This window comes from Streptomyces sp. P5F9, assembly GCF_057961495.1.
The window spans coordinates 1-24,177 of sequence record NZ_JBXVPZ010000108.1; the positions used below are offsets into that span (position 1 = coordinate 1).

At 70.0% G+C, this 24,177-nt stretch carries 20 protein-coding genes; 10 read left to right on the plus strand and 10 right to left on the minus strand.

Features of this window, described 5'->3' with window-relative positions:
• Positions 1 to 404 precede the first annotated feature (404 nt).
• The 7 genes from rutA to AC31A1_RS19355 all read left to right on the plus strand — a co-directional run bounded on the left by rutA (position 405) and on the right by AC31A1_RS19355 (position 8,475).
• Positions 405 to 1,478: a pyrimidine utilization protein A gene (gene rutA, locus AC31A1_RS19325; protein ID WP_489654489.1), complete on the plus strand. Its 1,074-nt coding sequence runs from the start codon at positions 405 to 407 to the stop codon at positions 1,476 to 1,478.
• 31 nt (positions 1,479 to 1,509) lie between these two features.
• Positions 1,510 to 3,021, plus strand: coding sequence for an MFS transporter (locus AC31A1_RS19330; protein ID WP_489654490.1), 1,512 nt, complete (start codon positions 1,510 to 1,512; stop codon positions 3,019 to 3,021).
• Positions 3,018 to 3,647 (plus strand): isochorismatase family protein, encoded by a 630-nt coding sequence (locus tag AC31A1_RS19335; protein ID WP_489654491.1) that lies wholly within the window; start codon positions 3,018 to 3,020, stop codon positions 3,645 to 3,647. The genes AC31A1_RS19330 and AC31A1_RS19335 overlap by 4 nt, the downstream gene beginning before the upstream one ends.
• A gap of 131 nt (positions 3,648 to 3,778) precedes the next feature.
• On the plus strand, positions 3,779 to 5,461 hold the full coding sequence (locus AC31A1_RS19340) for a B12-binding domain-containing radical SAM protein (protein WP_489654492.1): 1,683 nt from the start codon (positions 3,779 to 3,781) through the stop codon (positions 5,459 to 5,461).
• A 37-nt stretch (positions 5,462 to 5,498) separates the two neighbouring features.
• Positions 5,499 to 7,316: an L-aspartate oxidase gene (locus AC31A1_RS19345; protein WP_489654493.1), complete on the plus strand. Its 1,818-nt coding sequence runs from the start codon at positions 5,499 to 5,501 to the stop codon at positions 7,314 to 7,316.
• Positions 7,313 to 7,945 (plus strand): LysE family translocator, encoded by a 633-nt coding sequence (locus AC31A1_RS19350; RefSeq protein ID WP_489654494.1) that lies wholly within the window; start codon positions 7,313 to 7,315, stop codon positions 7,943 to 7,945. Before AC31A1_RS19345 ends, AC31A1_RS19350 begins: the two co-directional genes overlap by 4 nt.
• A 155-nt stretch (positions 7,946 to 8,100) precedes the next feature.
• Positions 8,101 to 8,475 carry a hypothetical protein gene (locus AC31A1_RS19355; protein WP_489654495.1) on the plus strand — a complete coding sequence of 125 codons (375 nt, stop codon included), beginning with the start codon at positions 8,101 to 8,103 and terminating at the stop codon, positions 8,473 to 8,475.
• Between the two features lie 125 nt (positions 8,476 to 8,600).
• Here the strand turns inward: AC31A1_RS19355 and AC31A1_RS19360 are convergent, their stop codons facing one another.
• From AC31A1_RS19360 to AC31A1_RS19385, 6 genes are all read right to left on the minus strand, one after another.
• Positions 8,601 to 10,619 carry an ATP-binding protein gene (locus AC31A1_RS19360; protein ID WP_489654496.1) on the minus strand — a complete coding sequence of 673 codons (2,019 nt, stop codon included), beginning with the start codon at positions 10,617 to 10,619 and terminating at the stop codon, positions 8,601 to 8,603.
• A 304-nt stretch (positions 10,620 to 10,923) separates the two neighbouring features.
• The gene (locus AC31A1_RS19365) at positions 10,924 to 11,274 is read right to left on the minus strand and encodes a nuclear transport factor 2 family protein (RefSeq protein WP_489654497.1); all 351 of its coding nucleotides are present in this window, start codon (positions 11,272 to 11,274) and stop codon (positions 10,924 to 10,926) included.
• 134 nt (positions 11,275 to 11,408) lie between these two features.
• Positions 11,409 to 12,344, minus strand: coding sequence for a DODA-type extradiol aromatic ring-opening family dioxygenase (locus tag AC31A1_RS19370; protein ID WP_489654498.1), 936 nt, complete (start codon positions 12,342 to 12,344; stop codon positions 11,409 to 11,411).
• Positions 12,341 to 13,219 (minus strand): alpha/beta fold hydrolase, encoded by an 879-nt coding sequence (locus tag AC31A1_RS19375; RefSeq protein ID WP_489654499.1) that lies wholly within the window; start codon positions 13,217 to 13,219, stop codon positions 12,341 to 12,343. The genes AC31A1_RS19370 and AC31A1_RS19375 overlap by 4 nt, the downstream gene beginning before the upstream one ends.
• Complete coding sequence (locus AC31A1_RS19380; RefSeq protein ID WP_489654500.1) at positions 13,216 to 13,719, minus strand: cupin domain-containing protein; 504 nt, start codon at positions 13,717 to 13,719, stop codon at positions 13,216 to 13,218. Before AC31A1_RS19380 ends, AC31A1_RS19375 begins: the two co-directional genes overlap by 4 nt.
• Positions 13,719 to 14,501 carry an SDR family oxidoreductase gene (locus AC31A1_RS19385; RefSeq protein ID WP_489654501.1) on the minus strand — a complete coding sequence of 261 codons (783 nt, stop codon included), beginning with the start codon at positions 14,499 to 14,501 and terminating at the stop codon, positions 13,719 to 13,721. Before AC31A1_RS19385 ends, AC31A1_RS19380 begins: the two co-directional genes overlap by 1 nt.
• 192 nt (positions 14,502 to 14,693) lie before the next feature.
• On the opposite strand from AC31A1_RS19385, the gene AC31A1_RS19390 reads away from it, so the two are divergent.
• The 3 genes from AC31A1_RS19390 (at position 14,694) to AC31A1_RS19400 (ending at position 17,653) form a co-directional block, all read left to right on the plus strand.
• Entirely contained in the window at positions 14,694 to 15,479 is a 786-nt protein-coding gene (locus AC31A1_RS19390) for an IclR family transcriptional regulator (RefSeq protein ID WP_489654502.1), read from the plus strand.
• 117 nt (positions 15,480 to 15,596) lie between these two features.
• A complete protein-coding gene (locus tag AC31A1_RS19395; protein ID WP_327406873.1) occupies positions 15,597 to 16,061 on the plus strand; it encodes a cupin domain-containing protein in 465 nt (154 codons plus the stop codon).
• A 2-nt stretch (positions 16,062 to 16,063) separates the two neighbouring features.
• Complete coding sequence (locus tag AC31A1_RS19400; protein ID WP_489654503.1) at positions 16,064 to 17,653, plus strand: flavin-containing monooxygenase; 1,590 nt, start codon at positions 16,064 to 16,066, stop codon at positions 17,651 to 17,653.
• A gap of 7 nt (positions 17,654 to 17,660) precedes the next feature.
• On the opposite strand, the gene AC31A1_RS19405 is transcribed toward AC31A1_RS19400, so the two are convergent.
• The 4 genes from AC31A1_RS19405 to AC31A1_RS19420 all read right to left on the minus strand — a co-directional run bounded on the left by AC31A1_RS19405 (position 17,661) and on the right by AC31A1_RS19420 (position 24,150).
• Entirely contained in the window at positions 17,661 to 20,870 is a 3,210-nt protein-coding gene (locus tag AC31A1_RS19405) for a TIM-barrel domain-containing protein (protein ID WP_489654507.1), read from the minus strand.
• Positions 20,871 to 21,245: 375 nt separating this feature from the next.
• On the minus strand, positions 21,246 to 22,736 hold the full coding sequence (locus AC31A1_RS19410; RefSeq protein WP_489654504.1) for an MFS transporter: 1,491 nt from the start codon (positions 22,734 to 22,736) through the stop codon (positions 21,246 to 21,248).
• 292 nt (positions 22,737 to 23,028) lie between these two features.
• Positions 23,029 to 23,400 (minus strand): putative quinol monooxygenase, encoded by a 372-nt coding sequence (locus tag AC31A1_RS19415; RefSeq protein WP_489654505.1) that lies wholly within the window; start codon positions 23,398 to 23,400, stop codon positions 23,029 to 23,031.
• A gap of 3 nt (positions 23,401 to 23,403) precedes the next feature.
• Positions 23,404 to 24,150 (minus strand): MBL fold metallo-hydrolase, encoded by a 747-nt coding sequence (locus AC31A1_RS19420; protein ID WP_489654506.1) that lies wholly within the window; start codon positions 24,148 to 24,150, stop codon positions 23,404 to 23,406.
• Between the last annotated feature and the right edge of the window lie 27 nt (positions 24,151 to 24,177).

Genomic DNA, 24,177 nt, shown 5'->3' on the forward strand with positions numbered 1-24,177 from the left:
GCGCGGGCCGATGTCCGCGCAGATGAATCGCTCCCCCGAGCGCGCCCAGCTCGCCCACCGCGTGCTGCAGTGCCAGCCGGAAGACCTCGCTCTCGGTGACGCCGGGGTCCACGGTGCCGAGCAGAGCCAGACGTGCGTTCATACCGTAAATTTTACCGTTCCCGCCTCACATAACGCGGTGCTGCGCAGGACTCTCACCTTTGACTCCCGCTCTCGCACACGGCTCTCAACAGGCAGCGCTCCGGACCGAGTTGCCCCGGTGGCCCGCCCGCGTTCGCTCGGGTGACAATACTCGGCATCCGGGGGAACGGGGGGTCGTGAACGGGGTATGGAACCCCTTGATCATGTCCGGACGTTGTCACCCCGTCAGGCTCACCCCCGCCCACCCGTCACACAGGAGCGGCATGGACATCGGCGTATTCATCCCCATCGGCAACAACGGCTGGCTCATATCGAAGAGTTCACCCCAGTACCTGCCGAGCTTCGAGCTGAACAAGGCCATCGTGCAGAAGGCCGAGGAGCACGGGCTCGACTTCGCGCTGTCGATGATCAAACTCAAGGGATTCGGCGGCGAGACCGAGTTCTGGGACCACAACCTGGAGTCGTTCACGCTGATGGCGGGCCTGGCCGCCGTGACGGAACGCATCAAGCTGTACGCCTCCACCCCGATCCTCGTCCTGCCCCCGGCGATCGTCGCCCGCATGGCCACGACCATCGACTCCATCGCTCCGGGCCGCTTCGGCATCAACATCGTCACCGGCTGGGCACCCGGCGAGTACTCCCAGATGGACCTGTGGCCCGGCGACGAACACTTCGGCAACCGCTACGCCCGCGCCGCCGAGTACGTCACCGTGATGAAGGAGCTGTGGAGCGAGGGCGTCAGCAACTTCAAGGGCGAGTTCTACGCGATGGACGACTGCGTGCTCTCGCCGCGCCCGGCGGACGGGCACATCGACATCGTCGCGGCCGGGCAGAGCCCCACGGGCATCCGGTTCGCCGCCGAGCACGCCGAGTACAACTTCATCCTGGGCAGCGGGGTCAACACCCCCCTCGCGCTGTCGGACACCACGGCCTCGCTCGTGGACGCGGCGGCGGGGACGGGCCGTGACGTCGGCGCGCTCTCCCTCTTCATGGTCATCGCCGACGAGACCGACGAGGCCGCGCAGGCGAAGTGGCAGGACTACCACGACAACGCCGACCACGCCGCACTGGCCTACATGGCGGGCGAATCCGCCACCGACACCACCGCCGACGACACCTCCACCGCCCGCACCATCGTGCTGCCCGAGGGCGCGGTCAACTTCAACATGGGCACGCTGGTCGGCTCGTACGAAACCGTCGCGAAGATGCTCGACGAGGTCGCCGAGGTCGAGGGCACCAAGGGGATCATGCTCGTCTTCGACGACTTCCTCGTGGGCCTGGAGAACTTCGGCACCCGCATCCAGCCGCTGATGAAGTCCCGGTCGCAGGCCGGGTGACCGCCGCTCCCGATGCTCCGGGCCCGCGGTCGTGACCGCCGGCCGAGGCCCGTGGCGGGTGTTCGCGGCCACCGCCGTAGGGGTGGTGGCCGTGTTCCTCAACATGAGCGGTCTCGCCGTCGCGCTGCCCACCATCACCCGGGAGCTGGGGGCCGCCCCCGGGCAGGCCGACTGGATCCTGCTCGGCTACATGCTGGTCACCACCGCCCTGATCCTCGTCCTCGGCCGGCTCGCCGACATCGTCGGCCGCCGCAGCCTGTATCTCGCCGGGCTCGTCGTCTTCACCGCCGGGACCGGGCTCGCGGCGCTCTCCCCGTCGGCGGGGTTCCTGATCGCGGCCCGGCTCGTGCAGGGGGTGGGCGCCGCAGCCGTGATCACCAACAACACCGCCCTGCTGACCGACGTGTTCCCCGCGCGGACACTGGGCCGGGCCCTCGGCTGGAACGTCACCGTGGCCGCCACGGCCCAGGTCGCCGGACCGGTCGTCGGCGGCGCGGCCACCCAACTCCTCGGCTGGCGTGGGCTGTTCGTCGTCTGCGTACCGATCGGGCTGGTCGCGATCGGGGCGTCGGCCCTGGCCGTTCCGGCGACCGGAGCGCGGATCGGCCGGACCCGTGAGCCGTTCGACCTGCCGGGCGCGCTGCTGTCCACCGCGATGCTGACCGCCCTCGTCCTCACCCTCACACCCGGCGTCACGTCCACCGTCGCCGACTGGCTGCCGTGGGCCTGCGGCGCCGCGACCCTCGCGCTGTTCACGGCCTTCGTCGTCGTCCAGACGCGCCGCTCGCACCCCCTGGTCGACGTGGCGCTGCTGCGCACCCGCGCGATCGCCCTCGTGCTCGCGGCCGTACTCGCCAACGCGGTCGGCAGCTACGCCGTCGTCCTCCTCGCGTCCCTGCACGAGCAGGCGGTCGGCGGCGCCACGTCCCTGGAGGCGGGGGTGCTGGTGACACCGGTCGCGGCCGGCACGCTGCTCGCCTCGGCCGCCGCGGGTTCGTTGTTCGACCGCTTCACTCCGCGCAAGCTGACCACGACCGGCATGGTGGTGACGGCGTGCGGACTGCTGGGCTTCTCGCTGACACTCTCGACGACGGCCGTGCCGTTCCTGGCCGTGGCCCCGTTCCTCTTCCTCGTCGGGGCCGGCACCGGGCTGTTCATGACGCCGAGCACGAGCGCGCTGATGCTGTCCGTGCCGGCCGACCGGCGCGGAATGGCCAACGGCCTGCGGTCCACCACACAGAACGTGGGCTACCTCCTCAGTACGGCCCTCGCGCTCGCCTTCACGACGACCGGGCTGAGCGAACCGGCCCGCCAGGCCGCGTACGACGGGACACTGAACACCCTGAACGTGCTCGCGTCGGGCGAACTGGACCGGTTCGTCGCCAACATCCGCGCCACGGGGTTCGCCCTCACGGGCGTCGTCGTGGTCGGGGGAGTGATCTGCCTGGCATTGCCCACGTCGCTGCGGGCACCGCGTACCGCTGACGCAGCCGCCATCAACACCCCGCCGGAGTCCGCCACTTCACGAAGGACGTCGCCATGACCGGTCATCAGCAGGAGGACTACGAGCGCGCCGGGTTCGACGGACAGCTCACCCCCGGAACGTCCCCGGCCCTGATCCTGGTGGACCCCGCCCGCGCCTACGTCGACCCGGACTGCCCGCTCTACGCCGGCGTCGAACCGGCGGTCGACGCGATGAGGCTCCTGCTGGCCGACGCACGCCGGGCCCGGATTCCGGTGATCGTGACGCGGGTGCTGCTGAGGGCGGACGGCAGCGACGGCGGCCTCTTCTTGCGCAAGGTGCCCGTCCTGCGGGCATTCGTCGAGGGCAGCCCCTTCGGCGAGTTCATCGAGGGCCTGGCCCCGGCACCGCACGACCTGACCGTGACGAAGCAGTACCCGAGCGCCTTCTTCGGCACCGCGCTGGCCGACCACCTCACGGCCGACGGCATCGACACCCTTCTCATCGGCGGCCTGTCGACCAGCGGCTGCGTGCGGGCCACCGCGCTGGACGCCATGCAGCACGGATTCGTGCCGGTCGTGGTCGAGGAGGCCGTGGGCGACCGGGACCCGGACATCCACGCGGCGAACCTCTTCGACATCAAGCACAAGATCGGCGAGGTGTGGCCGCTCGGGCGGGCTCAGGGGTATCTCGCGTCTCTCGGCTGAGTGCGCCGGGCCGGGCACTCGCAGGACCACGGTCCGCTCCGGCCGGTCCGCTCAGCGGAACCGCGGGTGACAGGGCCGGCAGGGGCGATGACGCTGGGGCGCTCCTGGTGCCGACTGTGGGGGGAGACGTCGTGGAGATGGGCTTGGAGCCGGTGGAGGAAGTCGTCGGCGTCGATGGACGGTTCCAGTGGGAGTTCCCTCCGCCGGGCGGTACCGGCCCCGACCCCGGTCCGGGTTCCGGCTCCGCCGCCCTGTCCGTCTGGTACTTCGCCCTGCCGCTCACCTCCGCCCACCGCGGCGGCCACTCCGGCGGCGGTGCCCTCGTGGACGGCGTCGACGGCCAGGAGCGGTACCGGAACGAGGGGACGGTCTACCCCCACTCCGGTCTGGTCGAGATGATCACCTACCAGGAGCGGTACCTCCCCGAACTCTCCTGGAAATACCTGGACTTGAGCCATGTCCCGTGGGACGACGTACGGGCCGCCATCGCCGCGGACCCCCCGGACGTGGCGGCGTTCACCGTCTACACCGCCACCGCACTGTGGGCTTTCATCGTCGCCGCCGAGATCAAGCGCGTGAACCCCGAAGCGGTCGTCGTGTTCGGCAACGACCACGCGGGAATCCTCCATCGCGAAATACTCACCGGCCATTACGGCCACCGGCTCGTCGATTTCGTCAGCACCGGCAACAACGGACCCTTCACCATGCTCGGCCTCCTGTACGCGTTACGAGGGCAGCTCGATCTGAAACGCGTCCCTTCCCTCGCCTATCGCGAACACCTCGGGGTCGTGAACCAGCCCGCTCCCACCTATCCCCTCGACCGCCGCATGCTCCCCGACTACGCACTCATCGAAGACCAACTGGAGCGGTACTACGACAAGGCGTTCGACGTCTGGTACGCCCATCACTACGACTTGAAACGCATGATCACCCTCCCCCTGGACGCGGGCTGCACCTGGGGAACGCGTCCGGGACGCCGGTGCAAACACTGCTCGATCCAGGGACTCACTCCGAAATTCGCCCGGATGGACACGATCGTTCCCGCACTCGAAAAGGCGGTCGGCGGCCTCGGCGCCAATGTCTACGCCGCCGGCGACTCCACTCTCGGGTTCTCCCGCGCACAGTGGTCCGGCGACATCGGCTACCTCGACGAACTCGCCGAACGCTGCGCCGCCTCACCGGTGTTGAGGGACCACCGGTTCCTCCTCGCCTACGGCCTGGTCTTCGAGTTCCTCCAGTCGGCGAAGCTGTGCCAGGGCTTCGTCCGCACGTGGAACGTCGGCCTGGAGGCCTTCGACCTCAAACTCCTCAAGGGCGACTCCAAGGGCATCAACAAAGGACCCGACCGGGTTTATGAGGCACTCGAACTGGCCCAGGAACTGGACTACAAGATCTACGCCTCGGGAATCCTCGGCCTGCCCGGTACCACCCGGAAGCAACTCCACGAAGAGGTCGACTCCTGGCTCTCCCTCGCGGAGACCTACCGGGACACCATCACCACGGTGTCGGTCGCGGCGCCCGGTGTGATCCCGGGCTCGCGCATGTACTGGGAGAGTTTCCGCTCCCACCCCGAAGTGCGCGCCGCACACGGCGAGATCATTCCGGCCCGGCGCCTCACCGAGTTGTACGTCCACGAGAACACGGAGGTCGAACTCGCCGATGTGGAAGCCGCGATCGCCGATGTCGGCCGGGGCGTGATCGCCCTCGGCCGGGAGCACGGACACATGAAGTTCGGCGGCTACATGCTCGGCGGAGTCGACGACGACGAGGCGGCCGAGCGACGACTGCTCGACGAGATCTGCGCCCAGCTCTGACACGAGCAACGGACTTTCGGAACAGCACGGGGGACTGATGAAGACGAACAGGACGCAGACGAAGACGTCACAGCCGAAGGGGGCGACGACACCGGTGATGGCGACGGCTACGACGGTGAAGACGGGTCGGACGACGGCCGTACCCGCCGCGTGGGCCCCACGTGTGATCGTCGTCGGCGCCGGTGGCGCGGGCCTGGCCGCCGCCGTCGAGGCCGCCGCCGAGGGCGCACACGTCGTACTCGTCACGAAGGCTGTCTACGAGCATGCCCGGCACCGCTGGGCCTCGGCCGGCGGCTGCACCTGGAAGACCCACGCCTTCAACGCGGCCGTCGCGCCGGACGACAGCGTCGCGGCCCACATCGAGGACACCCTGGCGGGCGGGGCGTACGCGGGCGACGAGGACATCGTACGGACGCTGTGCGAGGGCGCGTTGGGCCTGGTGGAATGGCTGGAAGGCCTCGGGCTGCGATTCGAGAAGAGCGGTGACGGCCGATTCGCCACCCGCCCGTTCGGCGGCAACGGCGCGCCCCGCGCCGTCCACCTGGAGGACCGGCTCGGCTTCCACATTCAGCGTGTGCTCGGCGAACGACTGGCCCGACTCGTCCGGGAAGGCCGCGTCGAGGTCCGTTCCGGGCTGCGCGCCACGGAGATTCTGCTCGACGCCGACGGAGCCGTACGAGGACTCCAGGTGCTGTCCGTCGAGAGCCTGGAAATCCTGGAGATCGCCGCGGACGCCGTGATCCTCGCCGACGGCGGCGGCACCTCGATGTACGCACCGTCCGCCGCCTCCACGGACAAGACCTGCGACGGCCTCGCACTCGGCCTGCGCGCCGGTGCCGAGGCCATCGACATGGAGTACGTCCAGTTCCACCCCACCGGGCTCGCGTCGGACGTACCGACGTACGACGGAATGCCCGTCGAGGAAGCCGTACGGTTCGACGGCGCGACCCTGCTCAACCGTGACGGCGAGCGGTTCATGCTGCGGTACGACCCGCTGGGCGAACAGGCCACCCGGGACAAGGTGTCGCGCGGCGCCTACCGCGAAATCATGGAGGGGCGCGGTTTCCCGGACGCGACGGTCCGGCTCGATCTCAGTGCCTGCGCGCATGTCGTACCCGAGCGCTATCCGGCCCTGTACGAACGTCTCTGTCTGACCAGCCCCGGATTCGGTTCGGCGGACGCGTCGGTACTCGCCGTACGCCCCACCGCGCATTTCCTGATGGGCGGACTCCGGATCGACAGCACGGCCCGCACCACGATTCCCGGCCTGTACGCCGCGGGCGAGACCGCGGGCGGCGCCCACGGCGCCAACCGCCTCGGCGGGAACGGCCTGTCGGAAGCCCTCGTCTTCGGCCGCGTCGCCGGCCGGCATGCGGCTGCCCCCAGCGCCAGGACGGGGCTGAAGGAAGAGCACATCCGGGTCACCGGGCCCTACCGCATGGACGTCTCCCCGGACGGCGCCTGCCCCGAGGCGCTGCTCCAACTCCTGCGGCGCGAGATGTACTTGAAGGCCGGCCCGATCCGTACGGCCCGCGGCCTCCTGGCGATGACCGACACGGTCGCGACGCTGGACGAGCGCCGGGAGAAGCTGGACATCGCCTCCGGTCCCCGTGCCGCGGGCCAGGTACAGACGTGTCTCGACCTGGAGAACCTCCTTCTGGCCTCCCGGCTGATCGTCGAGTCCGCGCTGCTCCGCGAGGAGTCGCGCGGGGCGCACCACCGCGAGGACTTTCCCGCGACGGCCGCTCACGTCACCGGCAACGCCGTCGTGCACGACTCCGGGAAACTCGTCTGGAAGCCCGTTCACCGTGGCGGAGCCCGGCCTTCCGACGCCGGCGCGGAGCACCGACGGTGAACCTGGACAACGGGATCAGCGTGGCCGCGATATCCCTCGGCGTCGTGGTCACTCCCGGGCCGAACATGATGTACATGGTCTCGCGGAGCATCGCCCAGGGCCGCCGCGCCGGAGTGGTGTCGCTGGGCGGGGTCGCGGTCGGCGCCCTGGTCTTCGTGGTGGTGACGAACCTCGGCCTGATGGCCGTGCTCAGAACCGTCCCCGTGCTGTACACGTCCTTCAAGATCGCGGGTGCCGCCTACCTGGCCTGGCTCGCCTGGCAGGCCCTCAGATCCGACGGCGTCTCCGTGTTCGCCCCGCGCGAGGTGGCGGACACCTCCACCCGCCGCCTCTTCACCATGGGCCTGGTCACGAACCTCCTCAACCCCAAGATCGCCCTGCTGTACCTCTCCCTGATTCCGCAGTTCGTGGACACCCGGGCGGGCCATGTCCTGCTCCAGGGCTTCGCCTTCGGCGGCATCCAGGTCGCCGTCAGCGTGTGCGCGAACCTGGTCATCATCATGGCCGCGGGCACTCTCTCGAATTTCCTCGCCGCGCGGCCCGCCTGGCTGCGGGTACAGCGCTATGTCACGGGATGCGCCCTCGGCACCTTCGCCCTGCTGCTGGCGACGGACCAGTCGCAAGCGTGACGAACCGTCAACACCTTCCGCACGGCACGGGCGTGAAGAAGGGCGCAGGGGCGGCCGCACCCCGTACGCACACCTCGGAACCACCCACGCACGCCCTCCTGTTGGTGACCGGTCACTGATGTGCTCGTCGTCCGTACAACGAGGGGGAGAAGGACATGCGTCATCGTCTTGCGCAACGGTTCGCCGTGCTGTGCGCGTCGGCCGCGCTGCTCATCGGGGCAGGTCTGGTGGCCGGACCGGCAGCTCAGGCGTCATCCTCGTCGCTCAGTCCATGCTGGCATCCGTACGTCTGCGTGTACTCGGGCCAGATCATGGTGGGCAACTACAAAGACGCAGGCTACTGGCAGCGCTTCCGTCGTACCGACGTCACGTACGCCTACAACGCCCGGCACAACGGTGCCGCGTATTTCCACTACAGCCGTGGCTACACCAGCTGCGTCGAACCGGGACGCCGCGCCAATCTGACCATCCCGCCCTACGGCTACGTGAACGGTATCCGCATCGACACCCGCTCACGCTGCTACCCCTGAACCGCACGTGACCCTTCGCGGAGAGGCTGTGTGCGCAGCCCAGTACGCGGCGATCGCGTTTGCCGGCACAGGGCACGTGACGCACGGCAGGTTCCCGCTCGCCCTCCCGACCGCGAAGCCCACGGTCAGGAGGGAAGCGGGCCCTGCATCACCAGGGCGAGGCCCTGTTCGGCGTCGTCGTTCAGGGCGTTGGTGAAGGCCTTGTCGTAGGCGTCGTCGCCCACCGACTTACGGGCTTGCGACTCCCACTGGTCGCGGACCTCGGACAGTTCGGGGGTGCCGTGGTTCGGGTGGCCGAGCATGCGCCAGAACGTGTTCCCGGTGCCGGACGTGCGCGCGGCCGCGATGCCGTTGCCCTGGACCGCGTTCGCCCCGGTGAGGAGGTCGAGCGCGAGGGCGATGCCGAGGTTGTCGTTGAGGTTGTGCTTGCTGGTGAGCATGGCCCGGGCATGGAGCTCGGCGTCGTGCGCGCGACCCTGGAGAAGGTCTATGAAGGCGAGTTGGTGGAACGCGTACGACCGGGCCCAGTGCTCGCCGTACCGGACGCTGAGACGACGCAGGGCGATGGCCGCCTCGTAGGCCTCGGCCAGCCGGCCCAGCGCGGAGTGGGCGAACGTCCGGATCACCATGCAGCACAGCTGGGGCGCGCCCGTCGGCGGCGACGTGCCGTGGCTGATCAATGCCTGGTCGCACACGTCGTACGCGGCCTCGGGACGGCCCGCCATGAGGTGGGTCAGGCCGAGGGTGTGGGCGGCGAAGAGCTGGGACTGCGGACTGCCGTCCTCGCACGCCGCCGCGGTGCACTCCTCCCCGATGTGCAGAGCGGTCCGGTGGTCGCCCTGGAGGGTGAGCGTGATCCCCAGGGCCCAGAGCGCGCGGGTGCGGGACGGGCCCTTGGGCGTGTCGAGGGCCAGGACGCGTTCGAGGTAGTCGCGGGATTCGTGGAGGTGCCCGCAACAGGGCCAGAACAGGCCCGTGCGGCCGGCCATTTCGACGGCGGCGTCGGGATCCGCCTCGATGAGGTGGTCGAGCGCGGCGCGCACGTCGGCGTGGGTCGCCGAGATCCGCGCGTACCAGGCGACCTGCCGGTCACTGAGCCAACCCGCCTCCGCCTCGGCCAACATGGCGGCGAAGTGCGCGGCGTGGAGCCGGGCGAGGGCTTCCCCCTCACCGAGTTCCGCGAGCCACATGGCGCCGTACTCGCAGAGTGTGTCCAGCATCCGGTAGCGATCGCCCACCTGTTGGAGCACTGACTGGTCGACCAGCCGCTCCAGAAGCCACGGGATGTCGTCGCCGATGAGTGGGCCGCCCGCGCAGACGGACTGCGCGTCGGCCACGTCGAGGGGACCGCGGAAGACGGACAGTCTGGCCCACAGCAACCGCTCCAGCGGCGAGCACAGTTCATGGCTCCAGCCGATCGCCGTACGAAGCGCGCGGTGCCGCCTGGGCCACACCGTCTCGTCCACGAGCGTGTCCAGCCGGGAACCGAGACGCTCGGCGATCTCCGCGAGGCTGCTCTCCCGCAGGCGCGCGCAGGCGAGTTCGACCGCGAGCGGGATTCCCTCCAGGCGGCGGCAGATGGCGGAGACCGCTTCGGCCGAGCCGGGGGAGTCCAGGGACAGCGCGGGCGACGCCGTGGCACAGCGCTCCCGGAACAGCCGTACGGCGTCTCCGCTGCCGCCCTCGTCCATGGAGAGCGGAGCCACCTCGATACGGTGCTCGATCCGGACCCCGATGGCCTGTCTGCTCGTGGCGAGCACGGTCAACTGGGGCGCTGCGGCGAGGAGTTCGCTCACCAGGAGCAGGCAGGAGGCCAGTACCCGTTCGCAGCAGTCGAAGACGAGAAGGACCTGCCGGCCCGTCAGCCACTCGCACAACGCCTCGACCGGGGCGCGCGGATTGTGGTCCAGGAGATCGACCGCGTCACAGACCGTCGCGGTGAACAACCGGTCGTCGTAGAGGTTGGACAGGTCGATCCACCAGACCCCGTCGGCGTACTGCCCCCGGACCTGCTCCGCGACGCGCAGCGCCAGCCGGCTCTTCCCGACACCGCCACCACCGGTCAGCGTGACGCATCGCTGCTGCGCCAACGCCGTCTTGACTGTGTCGAGTTCGCTGTCGCGGCCGACAAAGCTGGTCGTCATCACTGGGAGGTTGCCTAACACGGTCCCATCCTGCACGGCCCGGACGAGGGGCTAAACCCTCTCATTGAAAACGGTCACAAGTGATCGGAGTTGGCAACTATTCGATCGAACGGTTCCTGTGGCCGACGGAGTGAAGTGCTGTGGCGGGTGTATCGATTCGGCGGGCCCTCGGCGGCCTTCGACGACGGGCGGTTGCGCGATGCGGAACGGCTCGGCAGCCGTTGAGAGGTGCGGATGCGGGCACGGACTTTCGGAGCGTGATTCCTCCACCTTCCGCTGACCGGCGGCCAGTTCCCACGCCTCTCTACTCGACCGGATCCAGATAGAAGCTAGCCTGCCCCACCCGGTCGCCTTCGGTGCGCGCGACGACCACGCCCCTCACCAGAAAGGGAGTGTCGTCGACAGCGGTGCCGGCCATCTCCCACTCGCTCCAGACGACGTCGCCGTCCTGGACGGACCGCAGCACACGCGCCTTGATGTCCGGCACGCGGGCGAAGAGACCGCTCCAGTTCTTGCGTACGACGTCCTGCCCCACGAAACTCCGCGCCGGGTGCGTCGGCATGTCGCAGCGGTAGTCCTCGGTGAAGCAGGCGACCAATGCTTCGAGATCCTGGGTCGAGATCGCCGTCCGCAGATGGTCGGGGAACGCAGACACACGGCTTCCTTTCATTTTTCCCCTTACGTCGTCGTGTTGATCTCAAGCCGGGCGCCCCGGCCGGGAAGACCCAACTCGGCCTGGACTCAACCCAGTTGGTACCCCCTCGCGACGCCGCTGCCGAACCGGGCACCTCACTCCACCTCGAACGTCGCCCCCAGCCCCATCCCGGTGATCCACTCCGGAACCGGTTCGTACGCGCTCCACATCAGCGGCGCCCGTACCGCCGCCTGCCCGATCAGCCACGTACGGATCTCGTGCCCGCCGCTGCCCGCCTGGTCCTCAAGACCCGCGTCACCGAGGGCCGCGATCGGCTCGGACTCTCCCGTTCCCAGCTGCTTGAGGAACCAGCGGTCCCACGCGCTGTTGACGTGCGCGTGCGGGTCGCCGCCCATCGCCCGGACCCGGGGTTCACGCGCGGCCGCGAAGGCGCGGGCGTCCTCGCGGCCGTGGATCACCGAGTGCCGGCGGTCCTCGGCCATCGCCGGATCGCGCGGGTCGTTGCTGGGCAGCCAGTGGGAGAGTCCGCCGCTCGCGATGAGCAGGACCCGGCCGGCGGCGCCGTCGCCGCGCAGGGTGTCGCCGAGCGCCCGGCCGAAGCCGATGCAGCGTTCCATGGTCGGCAGCGGGGGAGCGGCGGTGTTGACGACGAGCGGCACCATCGGGATGTCGGTCCCGCCGCACACCATCTCGTAGCTCTGCACGAGTCCGTGGTCGACGGTCAGCGAGTACGACAGCGACAGGTCGAAGCCCGCGCGGGTGAGGCCGTCGTACACGGACCAGGCCAGTTCGCCGGCGACGGGCAGCGGGCCCGGCCGGCTGCCGAAGTCGCCGAATCCGACGGCGTGTTCGACGCCGATGAGGAACGGCGGCATCGCGTCGTAGAAGTTCGCGTGGAAGTGGTCGGGCCCGATGACCACGACCGCGTCGGGCGCGAACCGTGCGACCGCCCGGGAGAGCCGGGCCGCCTCGGCGAGGAACCGGCCGCCGGGCTGCTCGGGACCGTCGGGCGGCAGCAGGGTGGCGAACGGGGAGTGGGACATGGCGACCAGGCCGAGGATCTCGCTCATACCGGGTCCTTGCCGAGGAGGAGGAAATCCCGGTGGGCGCGCAGGAATTCAGCCGGCTTCTCCCATTGCGGCCAGTGACCCGCGCCCTCGATGACGTGCAGGCGGGCGTCGGGCAGCCAGCTCTGGAGCATCGCCGCCTCATCGAGTCCGCCGGTCGGGTCGTGGTCGGTCCACAGCAGCAGGGTGGGGGCGCTGATCCCCCCGACCCAGGCGGGGTTCCAGGCGAACTCCTTGCGCACCTCCGGGTCTTGGAGCACCAAGGTGTTCTCGATCGCGCGCAGGAAGCCGGGGCGGCCGTAGACGGCACGCCGTAGATTCACCAGCTCGTCGGTGACCATCGAGGTGTCGTGGAAGAGGAACTCGACCCGGCGGCGCACGGTTTCGTCGCTCGGGTCCCGGACGGCGGCCAGGGTGCTCTCGCGCATCTTGACCATCACTTCGGGCTTGTTGGCTATGTTGCCGGGGGTGTTGAGCACGAGTCGTTCGACGCGGTCGGGGTGGCGGGTCGCGGTCCACGCGGTGACCCATCCGCCGAGTGATTCGCCGGACAGGTGTGCCGAGTCGATTCCCAACTCGTCCATCAGGTCGAGGAGATGATCGGAGAGCACGTCGATCGTGTACGGCCGGTCCGGGAGGTCGGACCAGCCGTGGCCGACCATGTCGTAGGCGGTGACACGGAAGTCGGCGGCGAGCCCGGCGATGTCCCGGGCGTAGGCCTCAAAGTGTCCGCCGGTGCCGTGCAGCAGGATCAACTCGGGGCCGGACCCCGCGCGCAGGACCCGGGTGCGGACGCCGGCGACGTCGACGAACCTCAACTCGTGCTCCACGTCGGAGAGTTCGCCCCAGATGCCGATGTGGGCGGGCAACGGGCTCATGCCTGCTCCTCCTTGAATCGTGCGCGGGCTTCCGCGACCGTGACCAGGCCCGCGCTCTGCCGGCGGCCGACGCCGAGCAGGTTCAGCAGACGTGAGTTCTCGATGGTGAGGAACTCGACCGGCTCGGTCTGGGAGTCGTTGTAGTGGCGGTGCCAGGTCCAGGGCGGGGTGTAGATGAAGTCGCCGGTGGCCCAGGGTTCGGTGTCGTCCTCGATCTCGCTGTGGCCGTGCCCGCTGATGACGAAGTGCACCGTCTCGTGGTGGTGGCGCTGCATGTCCGAACTGAGACCCGCCGGAATGGTCTGCCGGAAGAGTTCGAAGCTGGCCGTCGGCAGGAGCCCGGCGATCGCCAGCACGGTCGGGTTGTGCACCTGGTCGGCGGGCAGGGGGGCGAGTTGGTCGGCGTGCACGACGACCGGCCGCGCCGTACCGGGCCGTACGGTGTCGTGGATCGAGCCGAGGAAATCGCCCATGGTGAAGCCGGATCCTGATTCCGCCATCAGATCGTCTCCGTCCTTCCGCCGTCGACCGTGAGCACGGTCCCGTTGATGTACGCCGCGTCGCCGGAGGCCAGGAAGGCCACGACGGCCGCGATCTCCGCCGGTCGCGCGGCCCGCCCGGCCGGAATGTGTGCGAGGTCCTGCGCGTCGAGTTCGTCGAATCCCTGGTGCGTGGCGTATGCCCGGTTGGCCAGGATCTGGGTGCGCCGCTCGGTCGAAGTGGCGCCGGGGGCAACGCAGTTGACGGTCACGCCCTCGGCCGCGAACTCGCGGGAGAGCAGTTTGGCCGCGGCCGTGACCGCCGAGCGCAGCACCACCGAAGCGGCCAGGTCGGGCTGCGGTTGCCGCACCGCCGTGGACGTCACGAACACCACCCGCCCGAAGCCCCGCTTCGCCATGCCCGGCATCGCGAGGCGTGCCAGCCGCAGCGGGCCGAGCAGCAGCAGTTCGGCCGCCTCCCGCCACCGCGTGTCGTCGAGGTCGAGGATCCCGCCGGGCGGCGGACCACCGGCGTTGAGCACGAGCACGTCGAGGCCCCCGTACCGGTCGTCGACCTCTTCCACCGCCGCTACGGCCGAGGTGGGGTCGGCCATGTCGCTCACCAGGGCGTGCACCTCGCGCGCCGGGCCGTCGCCCACGGCGTGGCTGAGCCGCGCTGCCGCGGCTTCGAGGGCCTCGGCCCGCCGGCCGGTGATCACCACCCGGTCGCCCGAACCCGCCAGGCGCTCGGCGACCGCGTGCCCGATACCGCTCGCACCGCCGCCGACCAATGCTGTCCGCATGATGTTGGCATCCTCCTGAGTCTCGCCCTGTCCGCCGGTCGGGACAGCCGGCCGTGCCTGAGTTCTCGCCTCGTCCGCTGTCGAGACAGCCGTGACCGAGTCCCGGCCGTGTCCGCCGGTCGGGACAGCCATGGCCGAGCCCTTGCCCTGCCCGCTTGTCCGCGGAGCGGGGACAGCCTTAGCGTGACCGGCATGACCCCCGGGGAACAAGGGACGAGTCCCACTGCGCGGGACGCCAAGGCCGAGACCTCGGGCCTGGAGCGCGCGGCGGCGATCCTCGGCGCCTTCGACGCGGCACACCGCGAACTGACCCTCTCCGCGCTCGTGACCCGCTGCGGGCTGCCCCGGTCGACCACCCACCGCACCGCGGACCGGATGATCCGGCTCGGCTGGCTGGACAAACCCCAGGGCCACTACCGGATCGGCAACCGGCTCTTCGAGATCGCGAGCCTGGCGCCGATCCGGCTCGAACTGCGCGAGGCCGTACTGCCCTACCTGCAGGACCTGCACAGCGCGACCAGGACCACCGTGCAGCTCGGCGTCCTGGAGGGCGCGCAGATCCTGGTCGTCGAGAAGATCACCGGCCACCGCCCCATGCCGATGCTCTCCCAGGTCGGCGGGATCATCCCGGCGTACTGCTCGGCGCTGGGCCGGGCCATCCTCGCCTACAGCGAGACCGAGACCATCGAGGCCGTACTCGATGCCGGGACGCCGCCGCGCAACCCGCGCACGCTGACCACCAAGGAAGCCGTGATCCGCGAGCTGACCGCCGTCCCGGCGAGGGGCTGGGCGGTGGAACGCGAGGAGGGCAACATCGGCGTGAGCTGCGTCGCCGCCCCGATCTTCGGCCCGTCCGGCGACGTCGCCGCGGCGCTGTCCGTCACCGGGCCCACCGCCCTGGTCCGCGCAGACCGGGCCGGGCCCGCGGTACGGCTCGCCGCGGCGGCGGCCTCGCGGGCCTACAGCAACCGTCGTTGAAAAAGTCCCAGCCGGTGGGACTGGATCATTGCGCATCGACCGTGCCGAACCCACGCTGGGCGCAGCGGACCAGCGCCGTGGCCGGTCGGCCACGGTGGCGACCGGAAGGAGACGACGGTGACTCTAGGCGGTGGCTACATGCTGCCCTCCCGCGACGGACACAAGATCGCGGCGATCGGGCTGGGCATCACCCTCAAGGCGGACGGTGCCGCGACACACGACGCGTACTCGCTGTTCGAGTACACCGTCCCGCCGGAGACCGACGGACCGCCGCCCCACCTGCACACCCGTGAGGACGAGTCCTTCATCTGCCTCGCCGGACGGCTCGACGTGCACCTCGGCGGCAAGGACTTCGTCCTCGAACACGGCGACTACCTCTACCTGCCGCGCGACGTGATCCACGCCTTCCGCAACCCCTACCAGGAGGAGTCGCGCGTCATCTCCGTCGTCTCGCCGGCCGGCCTGGAGGCCTACTACCAGACGCTCGCGGACATGCCGCCCGGCCCGAAGGACATCGGGCTGATGAAGAAGATCATGGCCGACTTCGGCATCGAGCTCCAACTGCCGCCCGAGGTCGCCTGATCATGAGGATCGCCATCATCGGTGCCGGTGTCGCGGGCCTGGTCACCGCGAAGGTGCTCACACAGGCCGGACACCGGACGGACGTGTTCGACAAGACCCCCGACGTCGGCGGTGTGTGGAGCCGCACGCGCCGCTACCCGGGAGTCACCACACAGAGCCCGAAAGCGCAGTACTCCTTCTCCGACTTCCCCATGCCCGCGGACTTCCCCGAGTGGCCCGACGGCGCTCAGGTCCAGTCGTACCTCGCCGACTACACCGCGCACTTCGGACTCGAACCCGTGCTGCGCCTGAGCACCGAGGTGCTCGCGGCGCGGCCCACCGCCGACGGCGCGTGGAGCGTCGAGTACCGCGACTCCGCGGGCACACACAGCACGGAGACCTACGACCGGCTCGTCGTCGCCAATGGGGTGTTCTGCGAACCGGCGGTGCCGCAGTTCGACGGCCTGGCGGAGTTCACCGCGGCCGGCGGCCGGGTGTGCGCGGGCACCGAGTTCCACGACGCCGAACAGGCGCGCGGCCGCGACGTTCTCGTCGTCGGCTACGGCAAGTCGGCCTGCGACGTGGCCGTGCCGATCAGCGCCGTCGCCGCCGGCACCGACGTGATCGCGCGCCAACTGCTGTGGAAGGTCCCGCGCAAGGTCGGCGGCCGGCTCAACTTCAAGATGCTGCTGCTCACCCGCCTCGGCGAGGGCCTGTTCCGCTACATCCGCCCGCGGGGCTTCGAACGCTTCCTGCACGGCCCCGGCAACGGCCTGCGCCGCCGGATGATCAACTCCGTCGGTACGGTGTCGATACGCCAACTCGGCCTCAAGCGGCTCGATCTGGTGCCCCGGGGGACGATGGAGGACATCGTGCGCGGCGCGATCGGCCTCGCGACCGAGGGCTTCTTCGAAGCCGTCACCGCGGGCGACATCACCGTCCGCCGGGACCGCACCATCGAGCAGCTCCTCGTCGTGGACGGCAAGCCCTCCGCCCGCCTCTCCGACGGCACCGTGCTGCCCGCGGACCTGGTGGTCTGCGCCACCGGCTTCACCCAGGGCGTCCCGTTCCTGCCCGAGAAGGTGCGCGAGCAACTCCTCGACGAGCGCGGCAACTTCATGCTCTACCGCCAGATCCTGCCCCTCGGGATCCCCGGCCTGTACTTCAACGGCTACAACTCCTCCTTCTTCAGCCCGCTCAACGCCGAGATCGCCGCCCTGTGGATCGCCGCCGACCTCGCCGGCGCGCTGACGACACCCGACACCGGGACCATGCGGCACGCGGTCGTGGAGCAACTGGCCTTCATGGACGTCGCCACCGACACGCACCACTGCCGCGGCACCAAGATCATCCCGTTCTCCATGCACAACGCCGACGAAGTGCTCGGCGACCTGGACCTCGACATCAACCCGCTTGTCCGCGCCGCTCATTGGCTCGGCCCGGTCGACCCGGCCGCGTACCGAGGCCTGACCCCGAAGCTGCTCAAGCGCCTGGCACTGATCGAGCCCGGACACGGGGACCGACTGCGCCTGCTTCCCGGCCCGGACAGCTCGGACGCTGCTACCGGGCCGGGAAGTACACGGCAGGCCCAGTCGGACGTGCCGACCGGCTAGGAGCCGATCAACCGAACGTCACGGTGATCGGCGTGCGCACGCTCCGCGCCGGGAGGGTGACGGTCAGGGTGCTGGTCGTGCTGTCGAAGTGGTAGGCGTGGGAGGGGAGTTGGGCCCCTCCCACTCGGACGGCGTTCGGGGCGGTGACGCCGAGGAGCGAGACGGTCCACTGCCGGTTTCTGATCTGGCCGTGGAAGCTTCCGGCCGGAGGATCGATCGTCACCGCGTGCCGGGTGCCGTTCTCCCGGTACCGGATCTTCGTGACGGCGCTGTGGCCGCGCCCGGTGCCGGTGGTCCCGTCGTCCTCGTAGAGGGTGGAGGTGCCGGACGCGCCCGCGGCGACGGTGAGCGTGACCTTGGTCAGCGGGGCCTTGTCGTTGCTGGTGACGTCGTTCGTGCGGGTCGGGATGACGGCGCCCGCACGGACGAACACCGGCATGGTGTCGAGGCCGGAGGTGATGTTCTGGGTGGTGCCGCCGGCGTAGGTCTGTCCGGTGAAGTAGTCGGTCCACTGGCTGCCCGGCGGGAACCACACCGAGGTCGTCGCCGTGGCGCCGGGCGTGGTGACGGGGGCGACGAGCATGTCGGGGCCGTAGAAGTACTCGCTGCCCGAAGTGGCGTACGCCTGCGGCTCGTTGGGGTACTGGAGGTACATCGGGCGGGTGACCGGGACGCCGGTCGTGTTGGCCTGCTGGGCGAGGGAGTAGGTGTAGGGCACCAGGTTCTCGCGGAGGTTGAGGAACTTGTCGGCCGAGGCGCGGGCCGCTGTGCCGTACTGCCAGGGCAGGCGGTCGCTGTGGTTGCTGTGCAGTCGGTCGATGGGCTGGAAGGTGCCGAGCTGGACCCAGCGGGCGTACATGTCGTCGGGGAGTTTGTGCGTGGTGTGGGTCGTGCCGTCGGCGGTGTAGGTCTCCGAACCGGTCAGGTTCGTCGTGTCGTTGTGGCCGCCGATGTCGTGGCTGATCGCCGACATGCCGGTGGCGGCCGCCTCACCGGGCGTGTAGCCGACCTCGGCCTTCAGGGTGCCCCAGGTGGAGGAGGTGTCACCGGTGAAGTGGACGGTCGTGCGCTTGTCGGCCCACGGCCCGGTGGGCAGCCCCTGCTGGCCGCTGTAACCGCCCGCCTGGAGCGAGCCGTAGGCGCGGGAGACGGCGAAGCCCCGGCCGATGGTCTTGTCGGCGTCCGTCGCGTACTGCTGGTTGATCCACGCGTCGGGAGTGACACCGGGCAGCGCGGACTGGGAGGCGTCGCAGCACCAGTCCAGCCACCAGAAGTCGTTGCCCTGCTGGTCCATCGTCTGATGCAGGTCCATGTACGCCTTGAGCTGGTCGGGGTCGCCCCAGTCGAAGGTGTAGCAGTCACCGGCACCGCTGCTCGCGGCGGGAGCGCAACCCCCCTTGTGCAGCTTGCCCTTGGCGGTCGCCTGGGCCTGCGCGAACTGCGGGTCGCTGCTCAGGATGCTCGGGTGGATGTTGAGCGTGTTGTGCAGCCCCTGGGACGCGGCCCAGTCGAAGAACCCCTTCGGATCAGGGAACTTGGACTGGTCGATCTCCCAACCGCTCCACGTGTTGGGCGACTTGAAGTCCGTGTCGGTCACCAGGACGTCGAGGGGCACGCCCTCGGCGCGGAACGCGGGCAGGATCCTGTTCTCGTAGTCGGCGGCGGTGCGGTCGATGTACTCCGAGTACCAGACGCCGTACGCCCATTGGGGAAGCAGTTCGGGCGGACCGGTGAGGGTGGCCAGGTCGGTCAGCGCCCGCTGGTAGTCGTGGCCGTAGCCGAAGACATAGCCGTCCTGGTACGGCGCGCCCCCGTGGGAGGGACGTTGGGTGACCTGGTGGGTGCCGGTGTCGTACAGGGCGGAGGAGGTGTCGTCGAGGAGGTACCAGCCGTCCTTGTACAGCAGGCCGGGCGTGGTGGTCGGCGCCCCGTTGTCGCCGTTGACGCCGTCGAGGCTGCGGCGGTAGCCGCCGAGCGCCAAGTGCGGTTGCGGGGCAGGGGAGTTGGCCGCCGTGACGCAGACCGTGTCGAGGTTGACATGGCAGCTCGCGGCGTCCGGGCAGCCGACGGTGATGTCGTTCGCCCCGGCCTTGAGCGTGACGGGGACGGAGGCGGTGCTCCAGGTGTCCCAGTTGCCGGTGACCGGCAGCGACAGGGTTCGCGTGGTGCCGCCGGACGACACCGTCGCCGTACGGGTCTGGTAAAGCCCGTCGCGGCCGGTTGCGTTGGCGTAGCGCACCTGCAACGCGTAGGTGCCGTCGGCCGGTACGCCGACCACGTGGGTCAACGCGCTCGTCCCCTGGTTCAGTTCGGCGACGAAGCCGCTCCCGGAGTACCCGGCGTGATCGGTGGCCGTGATCGCCGTACCCGAGACGCGGTCGGCCTCCGCCTCGCAGTTCACGCCGTATCCGCAACTCGTGATCGCGGTCGTGGAGGTGGAGGGGAAGCCGCTGCCCTGGTTCACCAGGGCGACGCTGTCGAGGTTGACGTCCCCGGAGTCGGCGGCGGTCCTCGTCAGCGTCAACGTGTGCTGCCCGGCGCCGAGTTGGACCGCGCTGCTCGCGAGACCCCAGGTGTCCCAGTTGGCGGTGGTCGGCAGACTCACCGTGCGGCTCGCGCCGCCGTCCACCGAAAGCGTGAGGGTGCGGGTGGTGTTCTGTCCGTCCCCGCCGACGGAGTTGGCGTAGCGCGCGTCGAACGTGTACGTCCCCGCCGCGCCGACATTGACGTCGGCCGACACGGAGTCGCCCGTCCCCTCGAAACCGGCGAGGAATCCGGACCCGGTGTAGCCGGTGTGGTCCGTGGCGACACCGGCCCCGCTGTGGGGCAGTTGCTCGGCCTCGCACAGGGCACCCAGGCCGCAGGTGAGCCGGTGCCACGGGCTGGCGTCGACCGCCGTCCCGCCGGCCGACAGGTGCACGGAGAGGTTCTGCGCGTCGAACGGCCCGGAATCCACCTGGTACTTGAGGGTGAGCGCGCTCGTGGTGATGGTCAGCCAGCCGTTGGAGGTGCTCGATGTGTACGGGGGCGGAGTGAACGCGGTGCGGCCGATCGCGTTGAACGTCGCGCTGTCGGTGAACTTCCCGTCCTGCGCGTACTCCGTGCGGATCAATGTCGGGGACAGGACCTGGAAGCGGGCGTTGCCCGAAGTCACCGATGCGGCACGGTGGTTGGCCGCCACCTGTGCCGAGGCCGCTCCGGTGCCGGTCACGAGCATGGCGGCCAGGGTGCTGATGAGGGCGAGGACCGTGACGTGTCTTCGCGGGGAGCGGGTGGTGCGTGACGCCGATCGTCTTCTCACGGACAGCTCCGTCCTGGAGTGGGGCCACGTGGGCCCGTGGTGGAGGTGTGCCGGTTCCCGTTCGCGCCTGGTGGAATCTGCTCCTGGCCGACATCGTTGTCAACCCTTGCGGCTGACGGTTCCTGTGCGCGTTGGTTCAGCCGGGTGGGGTTCTGGGCGGGAAAGGGGACGGCGGGGAGTTCCTGGCGCCGAACTCCTCGCTGCGGTAGGCGTGTTCGGGCCTCTTGCGGCAGTGGCGCGATCAGCGGCAACGGGCCGCCCTGGACGCCGGGGCGCAGCGCTGACGCGGTGTCAGGCCTGGGTGCTGCCGGGTACCGCGGGCGCGGCGCTCACCGCTGTGACGACCGGCTCGGCCGGAAAGCGCGCGGCGACCCGGGCGGCGGTGGCGGTGGCGCGGGCTCTCGTGGTCGCCACGCCTATCGTCGTGATCACGAGGCCGCCGGTGGCGAGGATCCACCAGCCCGGGTGGCTGGCGGCGGCGAGGTCGGGGCCGCCCGGGGCGCGGGTGCGGGCGGTGACGATCGAGCCGAGGACCGCGACGCCGAGGTTGTTGCCGATCTGGCGGCCGGTGGTGGTGATCGCGGCGGACACCCCGGCCTGGGCACGCGGCATACCGGCTACTGCGGTGCTGGTGATCGGGGCGTTGACCATGCCGAATCCGATGCCGAGGAGTACATAGGCGGCGAGCAGGGTCGCCCACGACGTGGCCGGGGTGAGTGTCGTCAGCGTCAGTGCGGCTACGGCGATCAGCAGGCCCGCGGCGACCAGCGGCGGGCGGGGGCCGCGCGCGGCGGTGAGGCGTCCGGACAGCGGTGAGGCCAGCGCGGTGCCGGCGGCCATCGGCACGGTCAGCAGGCCGGCCTGCAGCGCGCTGCATCCGCGCACGTCCTGCAGGTAGAGGGTGTTGAGGAACAGGAACCCCGACAGCACGAGGAACGCCGTGACGGCGGCGACGAAGGAGCCGGTGAACGGGACCGAACGGAAGAACACCGGGTCCACCAGCGGCTGTTGGCGACGCCGTTCGTAGGCGGGCAGCGCCACGGCGGCTGCCGCGGCCAGGATGAACAGGGCGACGATGGGGGTGCTGCCGTAACCCTGACGGGAGCCCTCGATGATCGCGAAGATCAGCGAGGTCAGGATCGTGACGACGAGCACCTGACCGACCGGGTCCGGACGGCGTGGCGCCGTATCCCTGGATTCGGGGACGAACACCGCGGCGAGCACCAGGGCGGCCACCCCGATCGGGATGTTGATCCAGAAGATCGAGCGCCAGCCGGCCGAGGCGACCAACAGACCGCCCACCACTGGCCCGGCCGCCAGGGACAGGCCGACCGTGGTGCCCCACAGCCCGATCGCACGGGCGCGCTCGCGCGGATCGGGGAAGGCGTGCGTGATGATCGACAGGGCGACCGGGTTGAGCATGCTGGCGCCCAGACCCTGGGCGACCCGGAAGGCGATCAACCAGCCGAGACTCGGCGCCAGGGAACAGGCCAGCGAACCGATGGTGAACAGGAGCAGCCCGGCCTGGAACACCCGGCGTCGTCCGATCCGGTCCGCGGTGGATCCGGCGAGCATCATGAAGGCGGCGACGGCGAGCGTGTAACCGTCGACGGTCCACTGCAGCCCGCTCACCGGGGCGTGCAGATCGCCTCCTACGGCGGGCAGGGCGACGTTCACGGCGGTGGTGTCCAGGGCGGTGATCAGCAGGCTGAGGCAGCACACCGCGAGGACGAGCCCTGCCCGCCGACGGGCGTCGTTCAGGAGGGGCGTGTGCGACGGCATGTTCGTTCTCCTCGGTCAGGGATGGTGCGTTCCGCGGTCCTGGCGTACGGCGTGTCCGGCGGTCCGGGGCGCGAACGGCACGGTGTGGCACGGGAGTTGGGGCTTCGTGGTGGTACCGGGATGCGGAATGGGCCGGAAGGCGGCGCGGGGAAACGGGCCGGTCGGCGCTCATTCGTCCTTCGGCGGGGTGAGGCAGTGGCGGTGGGCGCGTTGCCCGCGCCGGATCCTGTGTGTCTTCGCCGGTTCCTGACGTGGCGGTGCGATGTCAGGAAGACGTGTGGATCAACTGCGGTTAGGCGATGGGGATTTCGTCGAGCTGGACGAGGCTGCTCGGGCCGCCGGTACTGAGCGTGGGGATGGCGGAGATGAAGCGGTGGACATGCTCGGTGCGGAGGCGGGCGGCGAACGCGGAGGCGTCGGTGTAGACCTCGTAGAGGTAGAAGCGGCCGGGGACATCGCGTGCCTCGTAGGCGGTGAAAGTGACGCAGCCGGGTTCGCGGCGTACCTCGCGGACGAGTTCGACGATCCGCGCGCGGAAGGCGTCTGCCTGGCCGGGCCTGGCGTCCAGGACGGCGATCACGGGGCGCGGGTCGGGGTCGTCGGTGTCGACCTGGAGGTTGCCGTGATTCAGGCTCGCGGCAAGGAAGTTGTCGGTGTCGGGCATGGGTCAGAGCTCGATCCTGATGCCGGGTTCGACGATGCGGACGCTGGTCCCGGGAGTCAGGTCGCGGGAGGCGTCCTGGTAGCGCAGCGGGTTCTTGTCGCTGTGGGTGATGAGCCGGTCGCCCAGGAAGCCTTTGGTGAAGGCGTAGTGGTGCGGGACGGCCAGTTCGGGCTTGAGGAGGGCGGTCAGTTCGGCCGCCTCGTCGGCGTTCATGACGACCTGCGTGTTGCCGGCCGGCCGGATGTGCAGGCCGCTGGTGGGCAGCAGGGCGAGTGAGATGTGCCCCAACCGCTTTGGGATCTCGGCCAGTTCGGGAATGAGCATGGTGTCCCCGGCGAAGTACACCGCGTCGGTGCCGGCGCGGAGGACGAAGGTGACCTCGTAGACGCCATGCTTGGCGGGGGTGGCGGTGATGGTGACGCCGCCGACCTCGGCCTCCTGCCAAGGCGCGAGGGCCGTGACATTCGTGAACCCGTGCTTGCGTGCCGCCTCGACGACGGTCTCGGCGACGAACAGCGGGACCGTGCGATCGCGGTAGGCGGCGAAGGCCTCCAAGTCGCAGTGGTCGTAGTGCTCGTGGCTGATCAGTACGCCGTCGAGCCGGGGAAGGTCGGGGATGCCGATGGCGATCGGCTCGCCCTGGTAGTACCCGGGGCGGGTGCTGAACCAGGGGTCGGTCAGGAATGTACGGCCACCGATTTCTATGAGGTGGCAGCTGTGCGTGATACGGGTGACCGCGGTCTTGGGCATGGGCGGGCTCCGTGGAGTGGTGAGGGT